15 protein-coding genes are annotated in these 17,576 nt (G+C 69.6%); 5 read left to right on the forward strand and 10 right to left on the reverse strand.

All coding sequences use genetic code 11. From position 1 onward, the window contains the following. Positions 1-2: 2 nt before the first annotated feature. Complete coding sequence (gene ggt / locus IBL25_RS08390; protein WP_187778106.1) at positions 3-1,610, reverse strand: gamma-glutamyltransferase; 1,608 nt, start codon at positions 1,608-1,610, stop codon at positions 3-5. 148 nt (positions 1,611-1,758) lie between these two features. Here ggt and IBL25_RS08395 point away from each other — a divergent pair, with 148 nt between their 5' ends. Beyond that, positions 1,759-2,100, forward strand: a complete 342-nt coding sequence (locus IBL25_RS08395; RefSeq protein WP_187778107.1) for a tRNA-binding protein — start codon at positions 1,759-1,761, stop codon at positions 2,098-2,100. A 2-nt stretch (positions 2,101-2,102) separates the two neighbouring features. Next, positions 2,103-2,588 carry a xanthine phosphoribosyltransferase gene (gene gpt, locus IBL25_RS08400; RefSeq protein WP_187778108.1) on the forward strand — a complete coding sequence of 162 codons (486 nt, stop codon included), beginning with the start codon at positions 2,103-2,105 and terminating at the stop codon, positions 2,586-2,588. 22 nt (positions 2,589-2,610) lie between these two features. Here the strand turns inward: gpt and IBL25_RS08405 are convergent, their stop codons facing one another. The 6 genes from IBL25_RS08405 to IBL25_RS08430 all read right to left on the reverse strand — a co-directional run bounded on the left by IBL25_RS08405 (position 2,611) and on the right by IBL25_RS08430 (position 10,437). Then, positions 2,611-3,603: a D-2-hydroxyacid dehydrogenase gene (locus IBL25_RS08405; RefSeq protein WP_187778109.1), complete on the reverse strand. Its 993-nt coding sequence runs from the start codon at positions 3,601-3,603 to the stop codon at positions 2,611-2,613. Positions 3,604-3,660: 57 nt separating this feature from the next. Continuing rightward, on the reverse strand, positions 3,661-4,806 hold the full coding sequence (locus IBL25_RS08410; protein WP_238940289.1) for a beta/alpha barrel domain-containing protein: 1,146 nt from the start codon (positions 4,804-4,806) through the stop codon (positions 3,661-3,663). A gap of 8 nt (positions 4,807-4,814) precedes the next feature. Next, the gene (locus IBL25_RS08415; RefSeq protein WP_187778111.1) at positions 4,815-6,194 is read right to left on the reverse strand and encodes a class II 3-deoxy-7-phosphoheptulonate synthase; all 1,380 of its coding nucleotides are present in this window, start codon (positions 6,192-6,194) and stop codon (positions 4,815-4,817) included. Between the two features lie 123 nt (positions 6,195-6,317). After that, positions 6,318-7,250, reverse strand: coding sequence for a DMT family transporter (locus IBL25_RS08420; RefSeq protein ID WP_187778112.1), 933 nt, complete (start codon positions 7,248-7,250; stop codon positions 6,318-6,320). A 90-nt stretch (positions 7,251-7,340) separates the two neighbouring features. After that, the gene (locus IBL25_RS08425) at positions 7,341-8,927 is read right to left on the reverse strand and encodes an alkaline phosphatase D family protein (protein ID WP_187778113.1); all 1,587 of its coding nucleotides are present in this window, start codon (positions 8,925-8,927) and stop codon (positions 7,341-7,343) included. A gap of 58 nt (positions 8,928-8,985) precedes the next feature. Next, a complete protein-coding gene (locus tag IBL25_RS08430; protein WP_187778114.1) occupies positions 8,986-10,437 on the reverse strand; it encodes an N-acyl-D-amino-acid deacylase family protein in 1,452 nt (483 codons plus the stop codon). A gap of 158 nt (positions 10,438-10,595) precedes the next feature. On the opposite strand from IBL25_RS08430, the gene IBL25_RS08435 reads away from it, so the two are divergent. Both IBL25_RS08435 and IBL25_RS08440 read left to right on the forward strand, forming a co-directional pair. Next, positions 10,596-12,971, forward strand: coding sequence for a penicillin acylase family protein (locus IBL25_RS08435; protein WP_187778115.1), 2,376 nt, complete (start codon positions 10,596-10,598; stop codon positions 12,969-12,971). 31 nt (positions 12,972-13,002) lie between these two features. Continuing rightward, positions 13,003-13,806 (forward strand): MBL fold metallo-hydrolase, encoded by an 804-nt coding sequence (locus IBL25_RS08440; protein WP_187778116.1) that lies wholly within the window; start codon positions 13,003-13,005, stop codon positions 13,804-13,806. A 10-nt stretch (positions 13,807-13,816) separates the two neighbouring features. On the opposite strand, the gene IBL25_RS08445 is transcribed toward IBL25_RS08440, so the two are convergent. The 3 genes from IBL25_RS08445 to IBL25_RS08455 are packed head-to-tail and all read right to left on the reverse strand — an operon-like array spanning position 13,817 to position 16,372. Continuing rightward, the gene (locus IBL25_RS08445; protein WP_120636956.1) at positions 13,817-14,317 is read right to left on the reverse strand and encodes a YaiI/YqxD family protein; all 501 of its coding nucleotides are present in this window, start codon (positions 14,315-14,317) and stop codon (positions 13,817-13,819) included. Beyond that, complete coding sequence (locus IBL25_RS08450) at positions 14,314-15,591, reverse strand: hydantoinase/carbamoylase family amidase (protein WP_367615578.1); 1,278 nt, start codon at positions 15,589-15,591, stop codon at positions 14,314-14,316. The genes IBL25_RS08445 and IBL25_RS08450 overlap by 4 nt, the downstream gene beginning before the upstream one ends. Next, positions 15,584-16,372 (reverse strand): SDR family oxidoreductase, encoded by a 789-nt coding sequence (locus tag IBL25_RS08455; RefSeq protein ID WP_187778118.1) that lies wholly within the window; start codon positions 16,370-16,372, stop codon positions 15,584-15,586. The genes IBL25_RS08450 and IBL25_RS08455 overlap by 8 nt, the downstream gene beginning before the upstream one ends. Positions 16,373-16,521: 149 nt before the next feature. Here IBL25_RS08455 and IBL25_RS08460 point away from each other — a divergent pair, with 149 nt between their 5' ends. Continuing rightward, positions 16,522-17,496: a 2-hydroxyacid dehydrogenase gene (locus IBL25_RS08460; RefSeq protein ID WP_187778119.1), complete on the forward strand. Its 975-nt coding sequence runs from the start codon at positions 16,522-16,524 to the stop codon at positions 17,494-17,496. Positions 17,497-17,576 lie beyond the last annotated feature (80 nt).

Below are 17,576 nucleotides of genomic sequence, written 5' to 3' on the forward strand. Positions count from 1 at the left end.
GCTCAGTAGCCCAGCGCGCAGCCGTCCTTCCGGGGGTCGGAACCACCCACCAGCACACCGCGCTCGCGGTCGATCAGGATGGCCTGGCCGCCGCCGTGCGGCTTGTCGATCAGCTCCGGCACATGGCCCATGCGGCTGAACTGGTCGATGACGGAAGCGGGGATGCCGCGCTCCACCTGCAGCTTGCCGGCATAGGGGAAGAGGCGCGGCAGATCGAGCGCCGCCTGCACGTCCAGCCCGTATTCGAAGTGGTTGGACAGGAACAGCGTCTGGCCCATCGGCTGGAAGTGGCCGCCCATGACGCCGTAGGGCATCAGCGGCTGGCCGTTCTTCATCACCATGCCGGGGATGATGGTGTGCATCGGGCGCTTGTTGGGCGCGATGCAGTTCGGGTGGCCTTCCTGCAGCCGGAAGCCGAAGCCGCGGTTGTGCAGCATCACGCCGCTCCGCTCGGCCAGGATGCCGGAGCCGAAGCTCTCGAAGAGCGAGTTGATGAAGGAGCAGACATTGCCCTCCTCATCCACCACGCAGAGATAGACGGTGTCGCGGTGCACCGGCAGCAGCTCGGCCAGCCCGGCCGGCGGCAGTTCCCGCATGGCGCGGGTATCGTCGATAATGGCGCGCAGCTGGGCGGTGTATTCGTCCGAGGTCAGCTTCGCCACCGGCACATCGGCCTGGGAGGGGTCGGCCAGGAAGGCATCGCGGTCCCGGTAGGCCAGCCGCGCCACTTCCACGTGCCGGTGCAGCCGAGTGGCCGAGAGCGGGCTGCCCGAGGGCGTCTCCATCCCGCCCAGCACGCCGAGCATCGAAAGCACCAGCACACCGGAGCCGTTGGGCGGGCACTGGAAGATGTCCAGGCCCTTCCAGCGCGCCTGGATCGGCTCGACGAATTCGGCCGCGTCCAGCCCCTTGGCGAAATCCTCCTCCGTATGGCTGCCGCCGGCCTCGCGCAGCGTCGCCACCATGTCGGCCGCGATCTCGCCCTCATAGAAGGCGCGGGCGCCTTCATTGGCGATGGCGCGCAGCGTGCGGGCCAGGGCCGGCTGGCGGAACATGTCGCCGATCTGCAGCGGCTGGCCGTTCTTCAGGAAGTGCCGTGCCGTTGCCTCGCGCTTGCGCAGCTTGGGCGCCGCCGCCTCCCAGTCCGAGGCCACGCGCGAATGCACCGGATGGCCTTCCTCGGCCAGCCGGATGGCCGGGGCCAGGATGCGGTCCATCGGCGTGCGGCCATAGGCGGCATTCAGCTTGGCCCAGGCAGAGATGGCACCCGGCACCGTGACGGAATGGGCCGAGGTCGCATCCATGGCCGAGAGCCCATCGGCGCGCAGCCGCTCCGGCGTCGCACCGGCAGGCGCGCGGCCGGAGCCGTTCATGGCCACCACCTTGCCCTGGCCCGCCGGCGCGTAGAGGCAGAAGCAGTCGCCCCCGATGCCCGTCGATTGCGGCTCCACCACCGCCAGCACGGCGGCGGCAGCGATGGCGGCATCCAGCGCATTGCCGCCGGCGCGCAGAATATCGATGGCCGTCAGTGTCGCCGCAGGCATGGACGTCGCGGCCATGCCGCGGGTGGCGAGGACGGGGCTGCGGCCGGGGGAGTGGAAATCGCGCATCTAGAGACTCTCTCGGGGGTAAGGCGGGACCGTTCGGGGCAGGACGCTGACACGGGAGGGCCGCCACGTCCATCCACCCTGGCCACCTTCGTCATCCCTTTGCCCATACCTCTTCCTCCCCGGGCGGGGACGCGCTATCCGGAACAGCATGAGCAGCACCGCGACGATCCAGGATTTCGACCGCCTCGACATCCGCGTCGGCACCGTGGTCGATGCCCAGCCGCTGGAGGGCGCGCGCAAGCCCGCCCTGGCGCTGGATATCGACCTGGGGCCGGAGATCGGCATCAGGCGCTCCTCCGCGCAGATCACGGTGCATTACGTGCCGCACAAGCTCATCGGCCGGCAGGTGCTCTGCGTCGTCAACCTCCCACCCCGCAAGATCGCCGGCTTCGAGAGCCAGGTCCTGACCCTGGGCCTGCCGGATGCCGATGGCGGGGTGGTTCTTATTCGCCCCGATATCGCCGTACCCAACGGCGGCAGGATGTTCTGAATATGGTCCAGCCTCGTTACTACACCGTCTCCTGGGACCAACTTCACCGGGACGGCAAGGCTCTGGCCTGGCGGCTGGTGGAAAAGGGCCCGCTGAAGGGCATCGTCGCCATCACGCGTGGCGGGCTGATCCCGGCCGCCATCGTGGCGCGCGAGCTGGATTGCCGGATGATCGAGAGCACCTCCATCATCACCTATGATGAGGAAGTGAAGGGCGAGCCCGTGGTGGCCAAGCCCCCCACCGCCGCCGGCGACGGCGAGGGCTGGCTGGTGCTGGACGACCTGGTGGACACCGGCACCACCCTGAAGGTGGTGCGCAAGCTGCTGCCGAAGGCGCATTACGCCACGGTCTATGCCAAGCCGGCCGGCAAGCCGCTGGTCGATACCTTCGTGACCGAGGTGAGCCAGGACACCTGGATCCTCTTCCCCTGGGACACCGAGCAGCAGTTCGTGCCCCCCATCGCCAAGGCCAACGCCGCCGGCAAGTAAGGCGGCGTGGCCCGGCGGGGGTTCAGTACCCCCGCCGCGTGTCTATCCGCTGCGGCATCGGCTGGCCGTCCCGCATGGCGCGCAGGTTGCGGAACAGCACGTCCAGGCTGTTGTCGTTGTAGGTCATCGGGTCATCCGCCGACATATGCGGCGTGATCAGCAGGTTGGGCGCGGTCCAGAGCCGGTGGCCCGCCGGCAGCGGCTCCTGCGACGCCACATCGGTGATGGCGCTGGCCAGATGGCCGGATTCCAGCGCGTCGCAAAGCGCATCCTCTTCCCACACCGGCCCGCGGGCGATGTTGAAGACCTTGGCGCCGCGCGGCAGCAGGGCGAAGCGGCGCGCATCCATCAGCCCGCGCGTTTCCGGCGTCAGCGGGCAGGCCAGCACCAGGAACTCGGCTTCCGGCAGCACCTCGTCCAGCGCATCCTGGCCGACCACGCGGGCGCAGGCCGGGTGCGGCGCCGGCTTGCCGCGCACGCCGATGACGGTCATGCCGAACTGCGACGCACGCTCCGCGATGGCGCCGCCCAGCGAGCCCAGGCCCACAACACAAACCGTCCGCCCTGCCAGCACCGGACCGAAGCGCGGCGCCCAGACCTGCTTCACCTGGTCCTGCGCGAAGGTGGGGATGTGGTTGGCCAGCATCAGCAGCGCCATCAGGCCGAATTCGCCAGCCTTGGCGGCATGGGTGCCGCTGTTGTTCAGCAGCGCCACGTCCTGCGGCAGCCAATCGAAGGGCATCAGGCGGTCCACGCCGGCGGAGGTGCAGAAAACCACCTTCAGCTTCGGCGCGGCGGCGGGCAGCGTGCCGGGCTTGAAGTCGCGCGCCAGCAGCTTGGTCCAGGTGACCAGCACATCGGCCTGGGGCAGCGCGGCCAGCCGGCCGGCCTCGTCATCGGCGAAGCTGACCTCGGTGCCGGCGAAATCGGGGTGGCGAGCCAGGGCCGCCTGCCACTGGGCCGGCGTGATGGCGAAGAGGGCCTCGCCCTCGGGATTCTGAATATGGATACGCATGGCCGGCAGCCTCCCGGCGGGGGCGGGTGGCGTCAAGCCATCCTCCCCGCCGGGAGCTCAATTGCCGCGCTTGCGGGCGCCGTTCTTGCGCAGCAGGAACTCGCGGCCGAGCTTCACCCGCGCCTGCCCGTCGTAGTCGACGATATCGGCGGTGGCATAGGTCTCGCTCCAGGTATTGGGGATGAAGCTGCCGGTGCCGACCACGTCGATCGGCGCCCGCGCCTCGTTCATCACCCGGCACTTCGACACCCCGAAGCCGGAGGAGGCGACGATGCCGACCTTGGGAAAGCCCGCCTCGTCCAGCGCCTCCCGCATCCGCCAGACGGCAGCGGCGGAGACACCGGTGCCGACCAGGTGGCGCAGCTCCGTCTCCGAGCGGTAGCGGCGGATGGCGCCAGGGGCATGCCGCTCCAGCACCGCATAGGATTCCGCCGGGTCGAGCCCTTCCAGGAAGCGGCCGCCATGGGTGTCCAGCCGCACCGAAAGCCGCCCCGCCGCCGCGAGATCCTTGAAGTGGCGGGCGACTTCCAGGCCGTCCGTGACCTCCCGCCCGAAATAATCCACGAGGACGGTGAGGTTGTCCTCCGGGTAGGTCTCGTGGAACATCTCGGCGGCGCGCAGCGTGCTGCCGGCGTAGCCGATCAGCGCATGCGGCATGGTGCCGAAGCCCCGCGCATTGCCGAACCAGTGCGAGGTGACATCGGTGGCATTGCCGATGAAGCCCTTGGCTCCTTCCCGCTTGGCGGCGGCGGAACCGACGGCGGCGGCATAGCCCATCATTTCCTGCATCTCGGCGCCGGCGCAGTGCCGGGCCTCCATGGCCAGGAAGGCGGCGCCTGGCAGTTCCAGGCACATCTGATAGGCGTTATGCGCCGCGACGCAGGCCGGGCCCAGCTTCTGGAGATAAAGCGTCTCCAGATCCGCGAGCTGGGTGAAGGCGCCGGTGATGTAGAGGATCGGGTCGCCCGCCCCTACCCACTCGCCTTCCTTGTGCATCAGCTCGACATCGATCTGCGTGCCACGCTCGGCGGCGATGGTGGCAAGCCATTCCATCACCAGCCGGGGCGCCGAGACAACCGGACGGCGCAGAAACACCGCATAGGTGACGCGGCAATCGCCGAAGCGCGCCACGATCTGCTTGGTCCGGTTGAAATAGACGTCCGTGTGACTGGCGATATCCGCTTCCACCGGCAGCGGGGGCATCGCTCCCATCACTGGGCGGCGATCAAGGGGAACTGGCTACCCTCCGGGCGGCGGGCCTTCAGCTCCTCCGCCACCAGGAAGGCCAGCTCCAGCGCCTGCTCGGCGTTCAGGCGCGGGTCGCACTGGGTGGCGTAGTTGGCGGCCAGGTCCGCCTCCTTCAGCCCATGCGCGCCGCCGAGGCATTCGGTGACGTCATTGCCCGTCATCTCGACATGCACGCCGCCGGGCCAGGTGCCGGCCTCGCCATGCGCGTCAAAGAAGCCGCGCACCTCGGCCAGGATGCTATCGAAGGAGCGGGTCTTGTAGCTGCCGGCGGTATGCGTGTTGCCGTGCATGGGGTCGCAGATCCAGACCACCTCGCGCCCGGCATCGCGCACCGCGCGCAGCAGCGGCGGCAGCTTTTCCGCCACCTTCTGGGCCCCCATGCGGGTGATCAGCGTCAGGCGGCCCGGCTCGTTGGTCGGGTTCAGGACCTCGGTCAGCCGCACCAGCTCGGAAGCATCCGTGGTCGGGCCGACCTTCAGGCCCAGCGGGTTCTTCACGCCGCGCAGGAACTCCACATGCGCGCCATCCGGCTGCCGCGTGCGGTCGCCGATCCAGAGGAAGTGGGCGGAGCAGGCGTACCAGTCGCCGGTGGTGGAATCCACGCGGGTCAGCGCTTCCTCATAGGGGAGCAGCAGCGCCTCGTGGCTGGTGTAGAACTCGGTCTCGCGCACCTGCGGCGCCTCGCTCATGCCGCAGGCGGCCATGAAGCGCAGCGTCTCGTCGATGCGGGCGGCCAGGTCCTGGTAACGCTCCGCCAGCGGGGAGCGGGCGACGAAGCCCAGGTTCCAGCGATGCACCTGATGCAGGTCGGCATAGCCGCCGGTGGCGAAGGCGCGCAGCAGGTTCAGCGTGCCGGCCGACTGCATATAGGCGAATTCCATCCGCGACGGCTCGGGCAGCCGTGCCTCGGCGGAGAATTCCGGGCCGTTGATGATGTCGCCGCGATAGGAGGGCAGCGTCACGCCATCCTGCGTCTCGGTATCCGAGGAGCGGGGCTTGGCGAACTGGCCGGCCATGCGGCCCAGCTTCACCACCGGCAGCCCGCCGCCGAAGGTCAGCACCACGGCCATCTGCAGCAGCACCCGGAAGGTGTCGCGGATCACATTGGCCTTGAAGTCAGAGAAGCTCTCTGCGCAGTCGCCGCCCTGCAGGATGAAGGCATTGCCCTGCCCCGCCGCGGCCATGGCCTTCTTCAGGCGCCGGGCTTCACCGGCAAACACCAAAGGCGGAAAGCCGGCGAGCTTCGCCTCCATCGCCTTCAGCTTCACCGTGTCCGGATAATCTGGCACCTGCCGGATCGGCATTTCGCGCCAGCTCCCGGGCTGCCACCCGCGCACCGTCATGACCTCAGGTTTCCTCGTTCAAACCATAGTGGTTGTCACGATAGACCGATGGCGGGCCGAAGGGCTACCGCACATGCGCAATTATGGCGCGGGGCAGCCTTGCGGCCCGGCGCCGCCTGTGCCTCAACCCGGCTGGCGGCGCGGAGCCAGGGCGCCGCTGGCGGCCACCACCCCGGCGATGATCAGGGCGCAGCCCAGCAGTTCCGGCCAGCCCGGCACCTCCCCCAGCAGCAGCACCGCCACCGCCACCACAGCGGCAGGCGTCAGGGCCGTGATGGCGGAGGTGCGGGCAGCGCCCAGGTGCCGCACCGCCGTGGTGAAGGTGATCAGCGCCACCACCCCGGCCATGACCCCCTGCACCAGCACCTGCCGCAGCAGCACGGGCGTGGGCGTGGCCTGATAAGCCGCCCGGATCTCCCCGGCGGCGAGGGGCAGCAGCAGCACCACAGACCAGAAGCCGACAAAGGCCGCCGCCTCGGTGCCCGTCAGGCCGCTGCGGCGGAAGAAGACCGTATAGACCGACCAGGAGAGCGCGGCGCAGAGGATCAGCAGATGCCCACGCCAGCCGCCACCGGCGAGGTCCAGCAGGCCGGAGCCGGTGATGGCCAGCACCCCGGCCGTGATCAGCACCACGCCCGCCGCCCGGATGCCGCCGATCCTTTCCCGGAACACCAGGGCGGAAAGCAGGGCGATGAACATCGGCAGGGTGCCGGTCAGCAGCGGCCCGGCCTCCGCCGCCGGGGCGAAGTGCAACCCGTAGAGCACCAGGAACTGGTAGGGCAGCCCGGCGAAAAGCAGCCCCAGCAGCGCCAGCTTCGGCGCCCGGCGCGGGACCAGCCGGATGCGCCACCACCAGGGCGCCAGCAGCAGCGCGGCGGTGCCGAAGCGTACCAGCGCCAGCAGCGCCGGGCTTAGCGGCTGCGCGCCGGCCATGGCGAAGCGGCTACCGATGATCCAGGTGGTCCACATCGCCACCGTCAGCAGCGCCGCCGCCAACCCGGCACGGAAGGACGGCACGAAGCCATCGCCGCCTGAAGCGGGGGTGGCCTTGGTCACGCAGGGGGTTCCGTCAGGCAATGGGACAGTGTCTCTGCCGTTTCCTCCGCCTTCTCTAGCTCAGGGCCAAGCCGGCCGGAACCCCTTCCTTCAGGCCGGTTGCGGCCCCGGGCGCCCATCTTCCACCACGAAGCGCCCCCGGTCCTCTCGCGCCGCGCCAGAGGTGGAGACCTGCGCCACGGCCCGGAAGGTGGCGGTGAAGCTCTCCGGCGACACCTCATGCAGGGTGTAGCCGCGCCGGTTGTTGATGAAGGCGAGATGCGGATTACGCGCCAGCACCCGCGCGCTGGAAGGCCGTGCCTCGGACCCATCGCCGCCGGAGGAAATGGAGGTGGCGGTGAACTCGGTGCCCGTGGCCAGGCTGTCCTCCCGGTCGTGATCGAGGTGCAGGGTGCCGGCCAGGGCCATGTGCATGTCGCCCGAGACCACCACCAGATTTGGCACGCCTTGCAGCGCTTCCAGCACGCGGCGCCGGGCGGCGGGGTAGCCGTCCCACTTGTCCATCGCCAGGCGCGGCTCGGCATCCCGGCCGGAATCCAGCCGCAGCATCGGCACCTGCTGCGCCAGCAATTGCCAGCGGGCCTCGCTGCGGCCCAGGCCATTGGCCAGCCAGGACTGCTGCGCCGGGCCAATCATCTGTGCAGCGGGGTCCTGCTGCGCGGCGCAGATGGGCTTCACCCCATCGCCACAAGACTGGTCGGTGCGGAAGGAGCGGGTGTCCAGCACCGCGATATCCAGCAGCCGGCCATAGCGCAGGGCACGGTAGGCCTTGATCTCCGGCCCGCGCGGCAATTGGGCGCGGCGCAGCGGCATGTGCTCGTACCACGCCTGGAACGCGGCCTGCTTGCGCAGGGCGAAGACCTCCGGCGGCACGGCGGGGCGGTTGGGGTTGCCGCCATCGTCCTGGCTGAAGGGACCGGCCCAGTTGTTCTGCACCTCGTGGTCGTCGAAGGAGGGCAGGAAGGGATGTGCCGCATGCGCCGCCGCGAGATCCGGGTCGAGCTTATACAGCGCGTAGCGGGCGCGGTACTCGTCCAGCGACAGTGGCTCTGGCCCGTTATGCGGGCGGATGGCGCTGGCGCTGCGGCCGGATTCATAGATGTAGTCGCCGTAGTGGAAGACGAAGTCGAGGTCCTCTTCCTCCGCCACATGGCGCCAAGCGGTGTAGAGCCCGTGCTGGTAGTTCTGGCAGCCCGCATTGACGAAGCGCAGCCGCGCCGGGGCGGCATCCACAGCCGGCGCGGTGCGGGTGCGCCCGGTGGGCGAAAGCCATTCCCCCAGGCGGAAGCGGTAGAAATACGGGCGGCCGGGTCGCAGCCCACCAACCTCGGCGTGCACGGCATGGGCCAGCTCGGGCCGCGCCAGTTCCTCGCCCGTCGCGGCGAGGGTGGTGAAGCCGGGGTCTTCCGCCACCTCCCAGCGCACCGGGATGGCGACGCGTGGCATGCCTCCGCCCGCCAGCGGCTCCGGCGCCAGCCGGGTCCAGAGCACCATGCCATCGGGCCAGGGATCGCCGGAGGCCACGCCCAGGGTGAAGGGGTCGCGCGGCAGGGCCGGCGCGGCCAGGGCGTGGCGGGCGGAGGGCGGCTGCAAGGCGGCCAGGGCCGCCATGCCAAGCCCGCCGCGCAACAGGCTACGGCGGGAGAGTTCCAGGATATGGCGGGCGGTGCTGTCCATGCCGCCCATCCTGCCATGCTTCAGCCTGACAGGGGATGAAGCGCAGATGAAGTCCTGCTCAGCGGCCGCGCGTCACCAGCCGGCCGGGCTTGGCGCCCGTCGCCTTGCCCTCGGCGAAGGAAACCACGCCATTGGCCCAGACCTGCTCAATGCCCAGGCTCATCTGCACCGGGTTCTCGAAGGTGGCGTTGTCGATGACGGTGTTGGGGTCGAACAGCACGAGATCGGCATAGGCGCCCTCGCGGATCACGCCACGGTCCACCATGCCGAAGACCTGGGCGCAGCGGCCGGTCATCTTGTGCACCGCCGTCTCCATGTCGAAGAGGCCAAGCTGGCGAGAATAGAAGCCCAGCACGCGCGGAAAGGTGCCCCAGAGGCGCGGATGCGGCTTGGCGTCATGCGGCAGGCCGTCAGAGCCGATCATGGAAAGCGGATGGCGCATGATGCGGCGCACATCCTCCTCGTCCATCTGGAAGGTCACGGCGCCGGCGGGCAGCAGCCGCTCGGCCGCGCCGCGCATGTCGGTGTTCCAGCCGCGCGCGATCTCGGACAGGTCGCGCCCCGCCATTTCCGGGTAAGGCACGGACCAGCTGATCAGCACGCGGGTATCCGCCCGCACCTTCTCCGGCATCAGCACGGTGGAGCCGGCGGGATAGGGATACATGTCGAAGGCCACTTCCTGCATGGAAGCGGCGGCCTCGATCAGCGCCAGGGTCTGCACGCTGCGGCCGTAATTCTCCGGCATCGAGCACTTGTGATGGCTGATATGGACCGGCAGGCCCAGCCGCGTGCCGATGCGCAGCGTCTCCTCGATCGAGGCCAGGACATGGTCGGCCTCGTCGCGCATGTGGCTGGTGTAGAGGCCGTTGGTGGTCTTCAGCGCCTCACCGACCGCGATCACCTCCTCGGTCGTCGCCGCCTTGTTCAGCGGATAATAAAGGCCGGTGGAGAAGCCCGAGGCGCCCTCGGCCAGGGACTGCTTCAGCCGCGCGTGCATGCGGTGGATCTCGCTATCCTTGGCCGGGCGGTGCACGTCGCCCTCCATCGCCTCCACCCGCAGCGTCTGGTGTCCGACCAGGGCATAGGTGTTCACCTCGCTGCCCTGCTTCTTCAGCGCATCGGCATAGTCGCCGAAGCTGTCGAAGGTCCACCACTGCTCATCGCCCAGCAGGTCCAGCGGCGCCGGCGGCCGCTTGGTGGTATGGCGCATGGGCGCGAGGCTGATGCCGCAATTGCCCACCACCACGGTCGTCACGCCCTGGCTGATCTTGCAGAGCGTGCAGGCCGGGCCGCAGAGCACCGCGCGGTCGTCATGCGTATGCGCGTCGATGAAGCCGGGCGCGAGGGCCTTGCCGGTGGCGATGATCTCGCGGTCCGCGCTGGCGCCGCCGAGGTCGCCGACCGCCACGATACGGTCGCCGGTGACGCCGACATCGCCGAGGCGCCGGGGCGCGCCGGTTCCATCGAAGATCGTGGCATCGCGGATGATGATGTCGCAGCGCAGCGCCATGGCAGGCAGTCCTCAGGTCACACAGGAGGCGCGGATCATGCATCGGGTATGCCGGTTGATCCAGCCATCCCGCTACGATCAGGCCGCCTTGCGCGGATTGCGCATCTCTCCCCTGCCCCCTAGCCTGCCGCCGCTACAGAGAGCGGGAAGCCTGCCCCATGACCGACGCCACGCCCCCCACCGCCACGCGGGAAACGATCACGCTGGAAGGGCTGAAGGCCCCCGCCAGCATCGTGGTGGACCGCTGGGGCGTGCCGCACCTGCGCGCGGAATCCGAGGCCGACCTCTGGTTCATCCAGGGCTTCAACGCGGCGCGGGACCGGCTGTGGCAGATCGACCTCTGGCGCAAGCGCGGCCTGGGGCTGCTGGCGGCCGACTTCGGCCCCGGCTACCTGGCGCAGGACCGCGCCGCGCGGCTCTTCCTGTATCGCGGCGATATGGACGCCGAATTCGCCGCCTATGCGCCGGATGCGCGCGTCATCTGCGGCGCCTTCGCCGCCGGCATCAATGCCTATGTCGATCTTTGCGAGCGGGAGCCCGGGCGCCTGCCGCCCGAGTTCACGCAGATGGGCACGAAGCCCGCGCATTGGGCCGCCGACGACGTGGTGCGCATCCGCACCCATACCCTGACGCGCAACGCGCTCTCCGAAGTCATCCGCGCCGCCGTGCTGGCGCGCGCCGACCTCGCCACCGACCTGCTGCGCAAGGATATCGAGCCGATGCGCGAGCCGACCCGGCCGGAAGACCTGGACCTCGGCAGCCTGGAAACCGCCTGCCTCGATATCTTCAAGCTCGCCACCGCGGCGGTGACCTTCAGCCCGGAGCGCCTCGCTGCGCCGCTGGAGGACTGGCGCCGCTGGGCCCAGGTGGCGGATAGCGGCGAAGTGATGCGCAAGGCCGAGATGGAAGGCTCCAACAACTGGGCCGTGCATGGCAGCCGCACCGAAAGTGGCCGCCCCATCCTGGCCAGCGACCCGCACCGCGCCCATGCAGCGCCGGGCCTGCGCTACATCGTCCATCTGGAAGCGCCGGGCTTCAACGCCATCGGCGCCGGCGAGCCGGCGGTGCCGGGCATCTCCATCGGCCATAACGGCACGGCGGCCTTTGCCCTGACCATCCATGGTGCCGACCAGGAAGATGTCATGGTCTACGAGACCATCGGCGATGGCAGCAGCTATCGCTACGGCGACGGCTATGAGCCGATGATCGAGGAAATGGCCGAATTCACCGTGAAGGGGCATGAGACGCAGAGCCTGCCGCTGCGCTTCACCCGCCACGGCCCCATCATCGCCGAGGCGCCGGGCCGCGCCGTCGCCGTCCGCACCGTCTGGTCGCTGCCGGGCTCCGCGCCTTACCTGCGCAGCCTCACCGGCATGCGCGCCACGACGCTGGAGGATTACCAGGAGGCGATGCGCGGCTGGGGCACGCCCTCGGTCAACCAGGTCTACGCCGATACCTCCGGCACCATCGCCTGGATGCCCGCCGGCTACGCGCCGCAGCGCCCCAACTGGGATGGCCTGCTGCCCATGCCGGGCGATGGCCGCTACGAATGGTCCGGCCTGCTGGACCCGGCGGAATACCCCACCATCGTCAATCCGCCGGAAGGCTTCGTCGCCTCCGCCAATGAGCAGAACCTGCCGGCGGATTGGCCGCACGAGCAGAAGATGTTCGGCTTCGAGTGGACCGAGGCTTCCCGCGCCCGCCGCATCCGCGAGGTGCTGGGGCGGATCGGCATCAACGAGCAGCCGCTGCACCGCGTGGAGGATTCGGCGGCGCTGCAGACGGATGTTCTGTCCATCCCCGCGCGGCGGCTTTGCGCGCTGCTGCTGCGCCTGCCGCGCAGCGGTGCGGCGCCGGAACTCTGGGCGGCGCTGACACTGCTGGAGGAATGGGACCACCAGTTGCGCGCCAACAGCGCCGCCGCCGCGCTCTTCGAGGTCTTCCTGGCGAAGTTCCTGAAGCCGCGGATGCTGGAGGCGCTGGTGCCCGATGCCTCGCTGCGCCCGCTGCTGCTGCCGCAGGACAATGAAGTGCTGCTGCGCGTGCTGGAGCAGCCCGACAACCGCTTCGGCACCGACCCGGCGGCGGGGCGCGATGCGCTGCTGGCAAGCTGCCTGACCGATGCCTTCCGTGATTGCGAGAAGCGGATGGGCGCCTCCCCCTCCGGCTGGGAATGGGGCAAGCTGCACCACGGTTATTTCCAGCATGCGCTTTCCGGCCTGCCGGATGCGCCCGCGCATCTGGATGTCGGGCCGTTGCCGGTGGGTGGCAGCGCCTCGACGCCGATGCATACGGGCTACCGCCCCAGCGACTTCCGCGCCATGTACGGCGCCTCCGTGCGGCTGGTGATGGATGTCGGCGAGTGGGACAAGAGCATCGCCATCAATGCGCCGGGCCAGTCGGGCGACCCGCGCTCCCCGCACTATGCGGACCTGGCGCCGAGCTGGTCGCGCGGCGCCTATGTGCCGCTGCTGTATTCGCGCGACGCGGTAGATGCGATGGAGATGCAGCGGATCGAACTGATCCCCGGCTGACCAGCCAAACCGGCGGGGAAAGGAGGAGCGGATGACGATCTTTCTTTGCAAGGCCTGCGGCACCTCCTACCCGGATGCGCCGCACCCCCCCGCCCATTGCCCCATCTGCGAGGATGAGCGGCAATATGTTCCCGCCAGCGGCCAGGCCTGGATCTCGCGTGAGGCATTGGCCGAGGGGCATGTGAATGCCTGGCGCCAGCACGAGCCCGGCCTGCTGAGCGTGCAGACCATGCCCGCCTTCGCCATCAACCAGCGCGCCTTCCTGCTGCGCACGCCCGCCGGGAATATCCTGTGGGACTGCATCGCGTTGCTGGATGACGCGACAAAGGAACTGGTGCGTGGCCTGGGCGGGGTGAGGGCCATCGCCATCTCCCACCCGCATTACTACACCACGATGCAGGACTGGGCCGCTGCCTTCGGCGCCACGGTCCACCTGCATGCCGCCGACCGTGAATGGGTGATGCGTCCCGATCCCGCCATCCACTTCTGGGACGGCGAGACGCTGGAAATCCTGCCCGGCGTTACGCTGATCCGCGCCGGCGGGCATTTCGCCGGCGGCACCGTGCTGCACTGGGCTGGCACCGAGGATGGCGCGGGCGCGCTGCTGCCGGGCGACATTGTGCAGGTGGCGCCAGGCGCGCGCCGCGTTTCCTTCATGTGGAGCTACCCCAACATGATGCCCCTGCCCGCCACCGAGATCCGCCGCGTGGCGGCGCGGCTGGCACCCTGGCGCTACAGCCGCATCTACGGCGCCTTCAAGGGGCAGGAGGTCCTGGCGGATGGGCCGGAGATCGTGGCCCGCTCCGCCGCCCGGTATATCGAGCTGCTGGGCTAGGGAGCGGCCTTCACCACTCGATCGGCCGCCAGAGCGACACCGGCGGCGATTCCTTGGCGCGGATCGCCGCCTGCAATTCCGTTTCCAGGGCCGAGAGGAAACGGGACTTGTCGGAACCCTGCATCGGCGCCGGGCCGCGCGTGGTGGCGCCGGTGGAGCGCAGGTGCTCCGCCACCGCCCGCCCGGCCAGGGCGCCGCCGATATTGTCGGTGGTCCAGACCGTGCCGTTATGCTTCAGCGCCCGCGCGCCCTTGGCCAGGCAGCGGGAAGCGAGCGGGATATCGGCGGTGACGCAGACATCATGCTCGGCGATATGCTCGGCGATCCAGTCATCCGCGATATCGGCGCCTTCGGACACGATGACGCGCTTCACCCAGTCCACCTCCGGCAGGCGGATGCCGCGCGCCCCGTTGCTGACCACATGCACGATGAGGCCGAGGCGCTCCGCGACGCGGAACACCTCGTCCCGCACCGGGCAGGCATCGGCGTCGATGTAGACTTCAGGCTTCAACCGGCCACATCCGCCAGCCAGCGGGTGACCACGGCGCAGGCGGCGGAGAAATCCTCCATCCGCATCGCCTCATGCGGGTTGTGGCTGCCATTCTGGTTGCGCACGAAGAGCATGCCGGCCGGGATACCCGCCGCCGCGAAGGCCGCCGCGTCATGCCCGCCGCCGGAAGCCATCTCCGTGTGCCGCACGCCGATGGCTTCCGCCGCGCGCGCCAGCCCGGCCCGCACCCCGGCATCCATGGGAGAGGCGGTGGAGCCCGTCTCCGGACCCAGGTCGAACGTCACGCCGCGCCGCGCCTCGATCTCCGGCACCAGCACGGCGAGCCGCGCGAAGATGGCATCGACGCTGGCCGGGTTCACGCTGCGCACGTCCAGCATGAAGGTGGCCTCGCCCGCGATCTTGGTGAAGCCGGCTTCCTCGGTGGTGGCCATGGTGCAGAAGGTGCAGACCAGCTTGTGGCCATGCGCTTCCAGCAGCGCCCATTCCTCGTCCAGGCCCAGCGCCAGTTCCGCCAGGGCGATGGCGGCGTCACGGCGGTAGCGGCGCGGGGTGCCACCAGAATGGTTGTATTCGCCCAGCACCCGCCCCTGCCGCAGGCGGCGGGAACCGGGGATGCCGGTGACAACCGCCACAGGGATTTCCTCGGCGTCCAGCACCGGGCCCTGTTCGATATGCACTTCGAGGAAGGCGGCGGTGTTGTCCGGCGTCACCACCTTCTCGCCACGCACGGCGAAATCGGGGTCGAAGCCCTCTTCCCGCATGTGGTCGGCGAGGCTGCGGCCGGTGTCCTGCCGCTTCACCTCCAGCTCGGCGGCCTTCAGCATGCCCAGCGCGCCACGGCTGCCGGGATAGGAGGTGGGGAACCAGGCCCCCGCCTCTTCCGCCCGCGTCGCCATGACGGTGATGTCGCGGCTGGGGCGGAAGCCGGCGCGCTTCAGCCCGGCCACGGCGGCCAGCCCCGCCAGCACGCCGGCGGCGCCGTCGAAATTGCCGCCTTCCTTCACCGAATCCAGGTGGCTGCCCAGCAGCACCTTCTTCGCCGCCCGGTCGGTGCCGGGCAGCGTCATGTAGAGGTTGCCGACCGGGTCGGCCTGCACGTCCAGCCCCAGCGCCTCGGCTTCCCGCCGCGCCAGGTCATGCGCCATCCGCTCCCCGGCGCCATAGGCGTCACGGGTGACGCCCAGGCCGTCGGTGCTGTTGGCACGCAGCTCATCGAACAACCGCGACGCCAGATCCATGTCCGGCGTCAGGTTGCTGCGGAGAGTCTCAGACACAGCCAACAACCCCGCCATCGATCAGGTGGATGCGGCCGGTCGTATAGGCGGCGCGGTCGGAGGCCAGGAAGGCGCCCATGGGGCCGAACTCGGCGGGCTCGCCATAGCGGCCGGCCGGGATGGTCTTGCTGCGGGCCTCGATGATGTCCTCGGCCGTCTTGCCGGCCTTCTGCGCCGCGCCGGCCGCCAGCTCGATGCTGCGGTTGGTGCGGATGGCGCCGGGGGCCAGGATATTGCAGGTCACGCCCTCGCCCGCCACTTCGGCGGCCAGGGTCTTGTTCCAGCCCACGATGGCGGCGCGCAGGGTGTTGGACAGCGCCAGGTTCGGCAGCGGCTGCACCATGCCGGAGGAACCGATGGCGATGACGCGGCCCCACTTCTGCGCCCGCATGGCCGGCAGCACCCGCGTCGCAACTCGGATGGGGGAGAGCACGATGCGCTGGAACCAGGTGGTCAGGTCTTCCTGCTTGATGTCGGCGGCCGTGCACTGCGGCGGGCCACCGTGGTTGAGCACCACAATGTCGATGCCGCCCAGCTCGGCCGCGGCCTTGTCCACCAGCGCGTCCATCTGCTCGCCATAGGCGACATCGGCGGGGATGCCGACAGCCTTGGAAGCACCCAGCGCCTTCAGCTCGGCCGCCACCTTGTCCAGGCTCGCCTGTTCGCGGCCCGAGACGGCAATGGCCACGCCCTCGGCGGCCAGCGCATCGGCCACCGAGCGGCCCAGGCCCTTCGAGCCACCCATCACCAGGGCGCGACGCCCCTTGAGACCAAGATCCATCTGCTTTTCTCCCGCAAGCACAGCCGTGCGATTCCGCGCGGACGGTGAACGCAACGCGGGGTGAAGGCAAGCCCACCCCCCTTGGCGGCGGCGGCGCCCGCCCGCAAGCTGGCCACCGAACCGCGCCATGCCAGGGAGGCCGAACACCGATGTCCAAGCCGCTGCTGCTGCTGACCCGCCATTTTCCCCCGGCGGTGGAAGCCCGCGCCGCCCGCGACTACGCCACCATCCCCAATGCCGCCGATACGCCGATGACGGGGCCTGAGATCGTTGCCGCCGCACGGCAGGCCGAGCCCGCCGGCATCCTCTGCGCCGCCGGGGATGCGCTGAATGCCGAGACCATCGCGGCATTGCCGGAGAGCGTGCGGATCATCGCCACCTTCAGCGCCGGCACGGACCATATCGACCTAGGGGCGGCGGCGGCGCGCGGCATCCCGGTGGCGAATACGCCGGACGTGCTGAGCGTCGCCACCGCCGAAATCGCCATGCTGCTGATCCTTTCCGCCGCCCGCCGCGGTGGCGAGGCCGAGCGGATGGTGCGGGCCCGCCAATGGACCGGCTGGGCGCCGACGCAGCTCATGGGCGTGACGCTGGAAGGCAAGGTGCTGGGCATCCTCGGCATGGGCCGCATCGGACAGGCCCTGGCGCGCATGGCGCGTGGCTTCGGCATGGAGATCCATTACCGCAACCGCCGCCCATTGCCGGAGGCTGAGGCGCAGGGTGCCACCTATCACGACAGCGACGAGAGCTTCCTCGGCGCCATCGACGTGCTGTCCATGCATATCCCCGGCGGCGCGGCCACGCGGCATTGGCTGGACGCGCGGCGCATCGCCCTGCTGCGCCCCGGCGCCATCGTGGTGAATACCGGGCGCGGCTCCACGGTGGATGACTCGGCGCTCTGCGCGGCGCTGGAAAGCGGGCATCTGCGCGCGGCCGGGCTCGATGTCTTCGACGGCGAGCCACGGATCTTCGAAGGCTACCACAGCGCCCCCAATGTCGTGCTGTTACCCCATCTGGGCAGTGCCACGGTGGAGACGCGCGATGCCATGGGCTTCCGTGCCCTGGACAATGTCGATGCCGTGCTGTTGCGCGGCGAGGCACCGCCTTATCCGGCCACAACATAGTGGATTATCTTATTTCACTATAAATTACCGATTAAACTATTTACCGGCGTATCGGAATCGTTAATCCTGTCACCGGCTTG

Source organism: Pseudoroseomonas ludipueritiae (genome assembly GCF_014490445.1).
Taxonomy (GTDB): Bacteria; Pseudomonadota; Alphaproteobacteria; order Acetobacterales; family Acetobacteraceae; genus Pseudoroseomonas; species Pseudoroseomonas ludipueritiae.

Coding starts and splice junctions, on each gene's coding strand:
- IBL25_RS08455 (WP_187778118.1), bottom strand. CDS start 16,372: ATGGATCTTGGTCTCAAGGGGCGTCGCGCCCTGGTGATGGGTGGCTCG.
- IBL25_RS08410 (WP_238940289.1), bottom strand. CDS start 4,806: ATGCCCCCGCTGCCGGTGGAAGCGGATATCGCCAGTCACACGGACGTC.
- IBL25_RS08405 (WP_187778109.1), bottom strand. CDS start 3,603: ATGCGTATCCATATTCAGAATCCCGAGGGCGAGGCCCTCTTCGCCATC.
- ggt (WP_187778106.1), bottom strand. CDS start 1,610: ATGCGCGATTTCCACTCCCCCGGCCGCAGCCCCGTCCTCGCCACCCGC.
- IBL25_RS08415 (WP_187778111.1), bottom strand. CDS start 6,194: ATGACGGTGCGCGGGTGGCAGCCCGGGAGCTGGCGCGAAATGCCGATC.
- IBL25_RS08425 (WP_187778113.1), bottom strand. CDS start 8,927: ATGGACAGCACCGCCCGCCATATCCTGGAACTCTCCCGCCGTAGCCTG.
- IBL25_RS08435 (WP_187778115.1), top strand. CDS start 10,596: ATGACCGACGCCACGCCCCCCACCGCCACGCGGGAAACGATCACGCTG.
- IBL25_RS08440 (WP_187778116.1), top strand. CDS start 13,003: ATGACGATCTTTCTTTGCAAGGCCTGCGGCACCTCCTACCCGGATGCG.
- IBL25_RS08395 (WP_187778107.1), top strand. CDS start 1,759: ATGAGCAGCACCGCGACGATCCAGGATTTCGACCGCCTCGACATCCGC.
- IBL25_RS08430 (WP_187778114.1), bottom strand. CDS start 10,437: ATGGCGCTGCGCTGCGACATCATCATCCGCGATGCCACGATCTTCGAT.
- gpt (WP_187778108.1), top strand. CDS start 2,103: ATGGTCCAGCCTCGTTACTACACCGTCTCCTGGGACCAACTTCACCGG.
- IBL25_RS08460 (WP_187778119.1), top strand. CDS start 16,522: ATGTCCAAGCCGCTGCTGCTGCTGACCCGCCATTTTCCCCCGGCGGTG.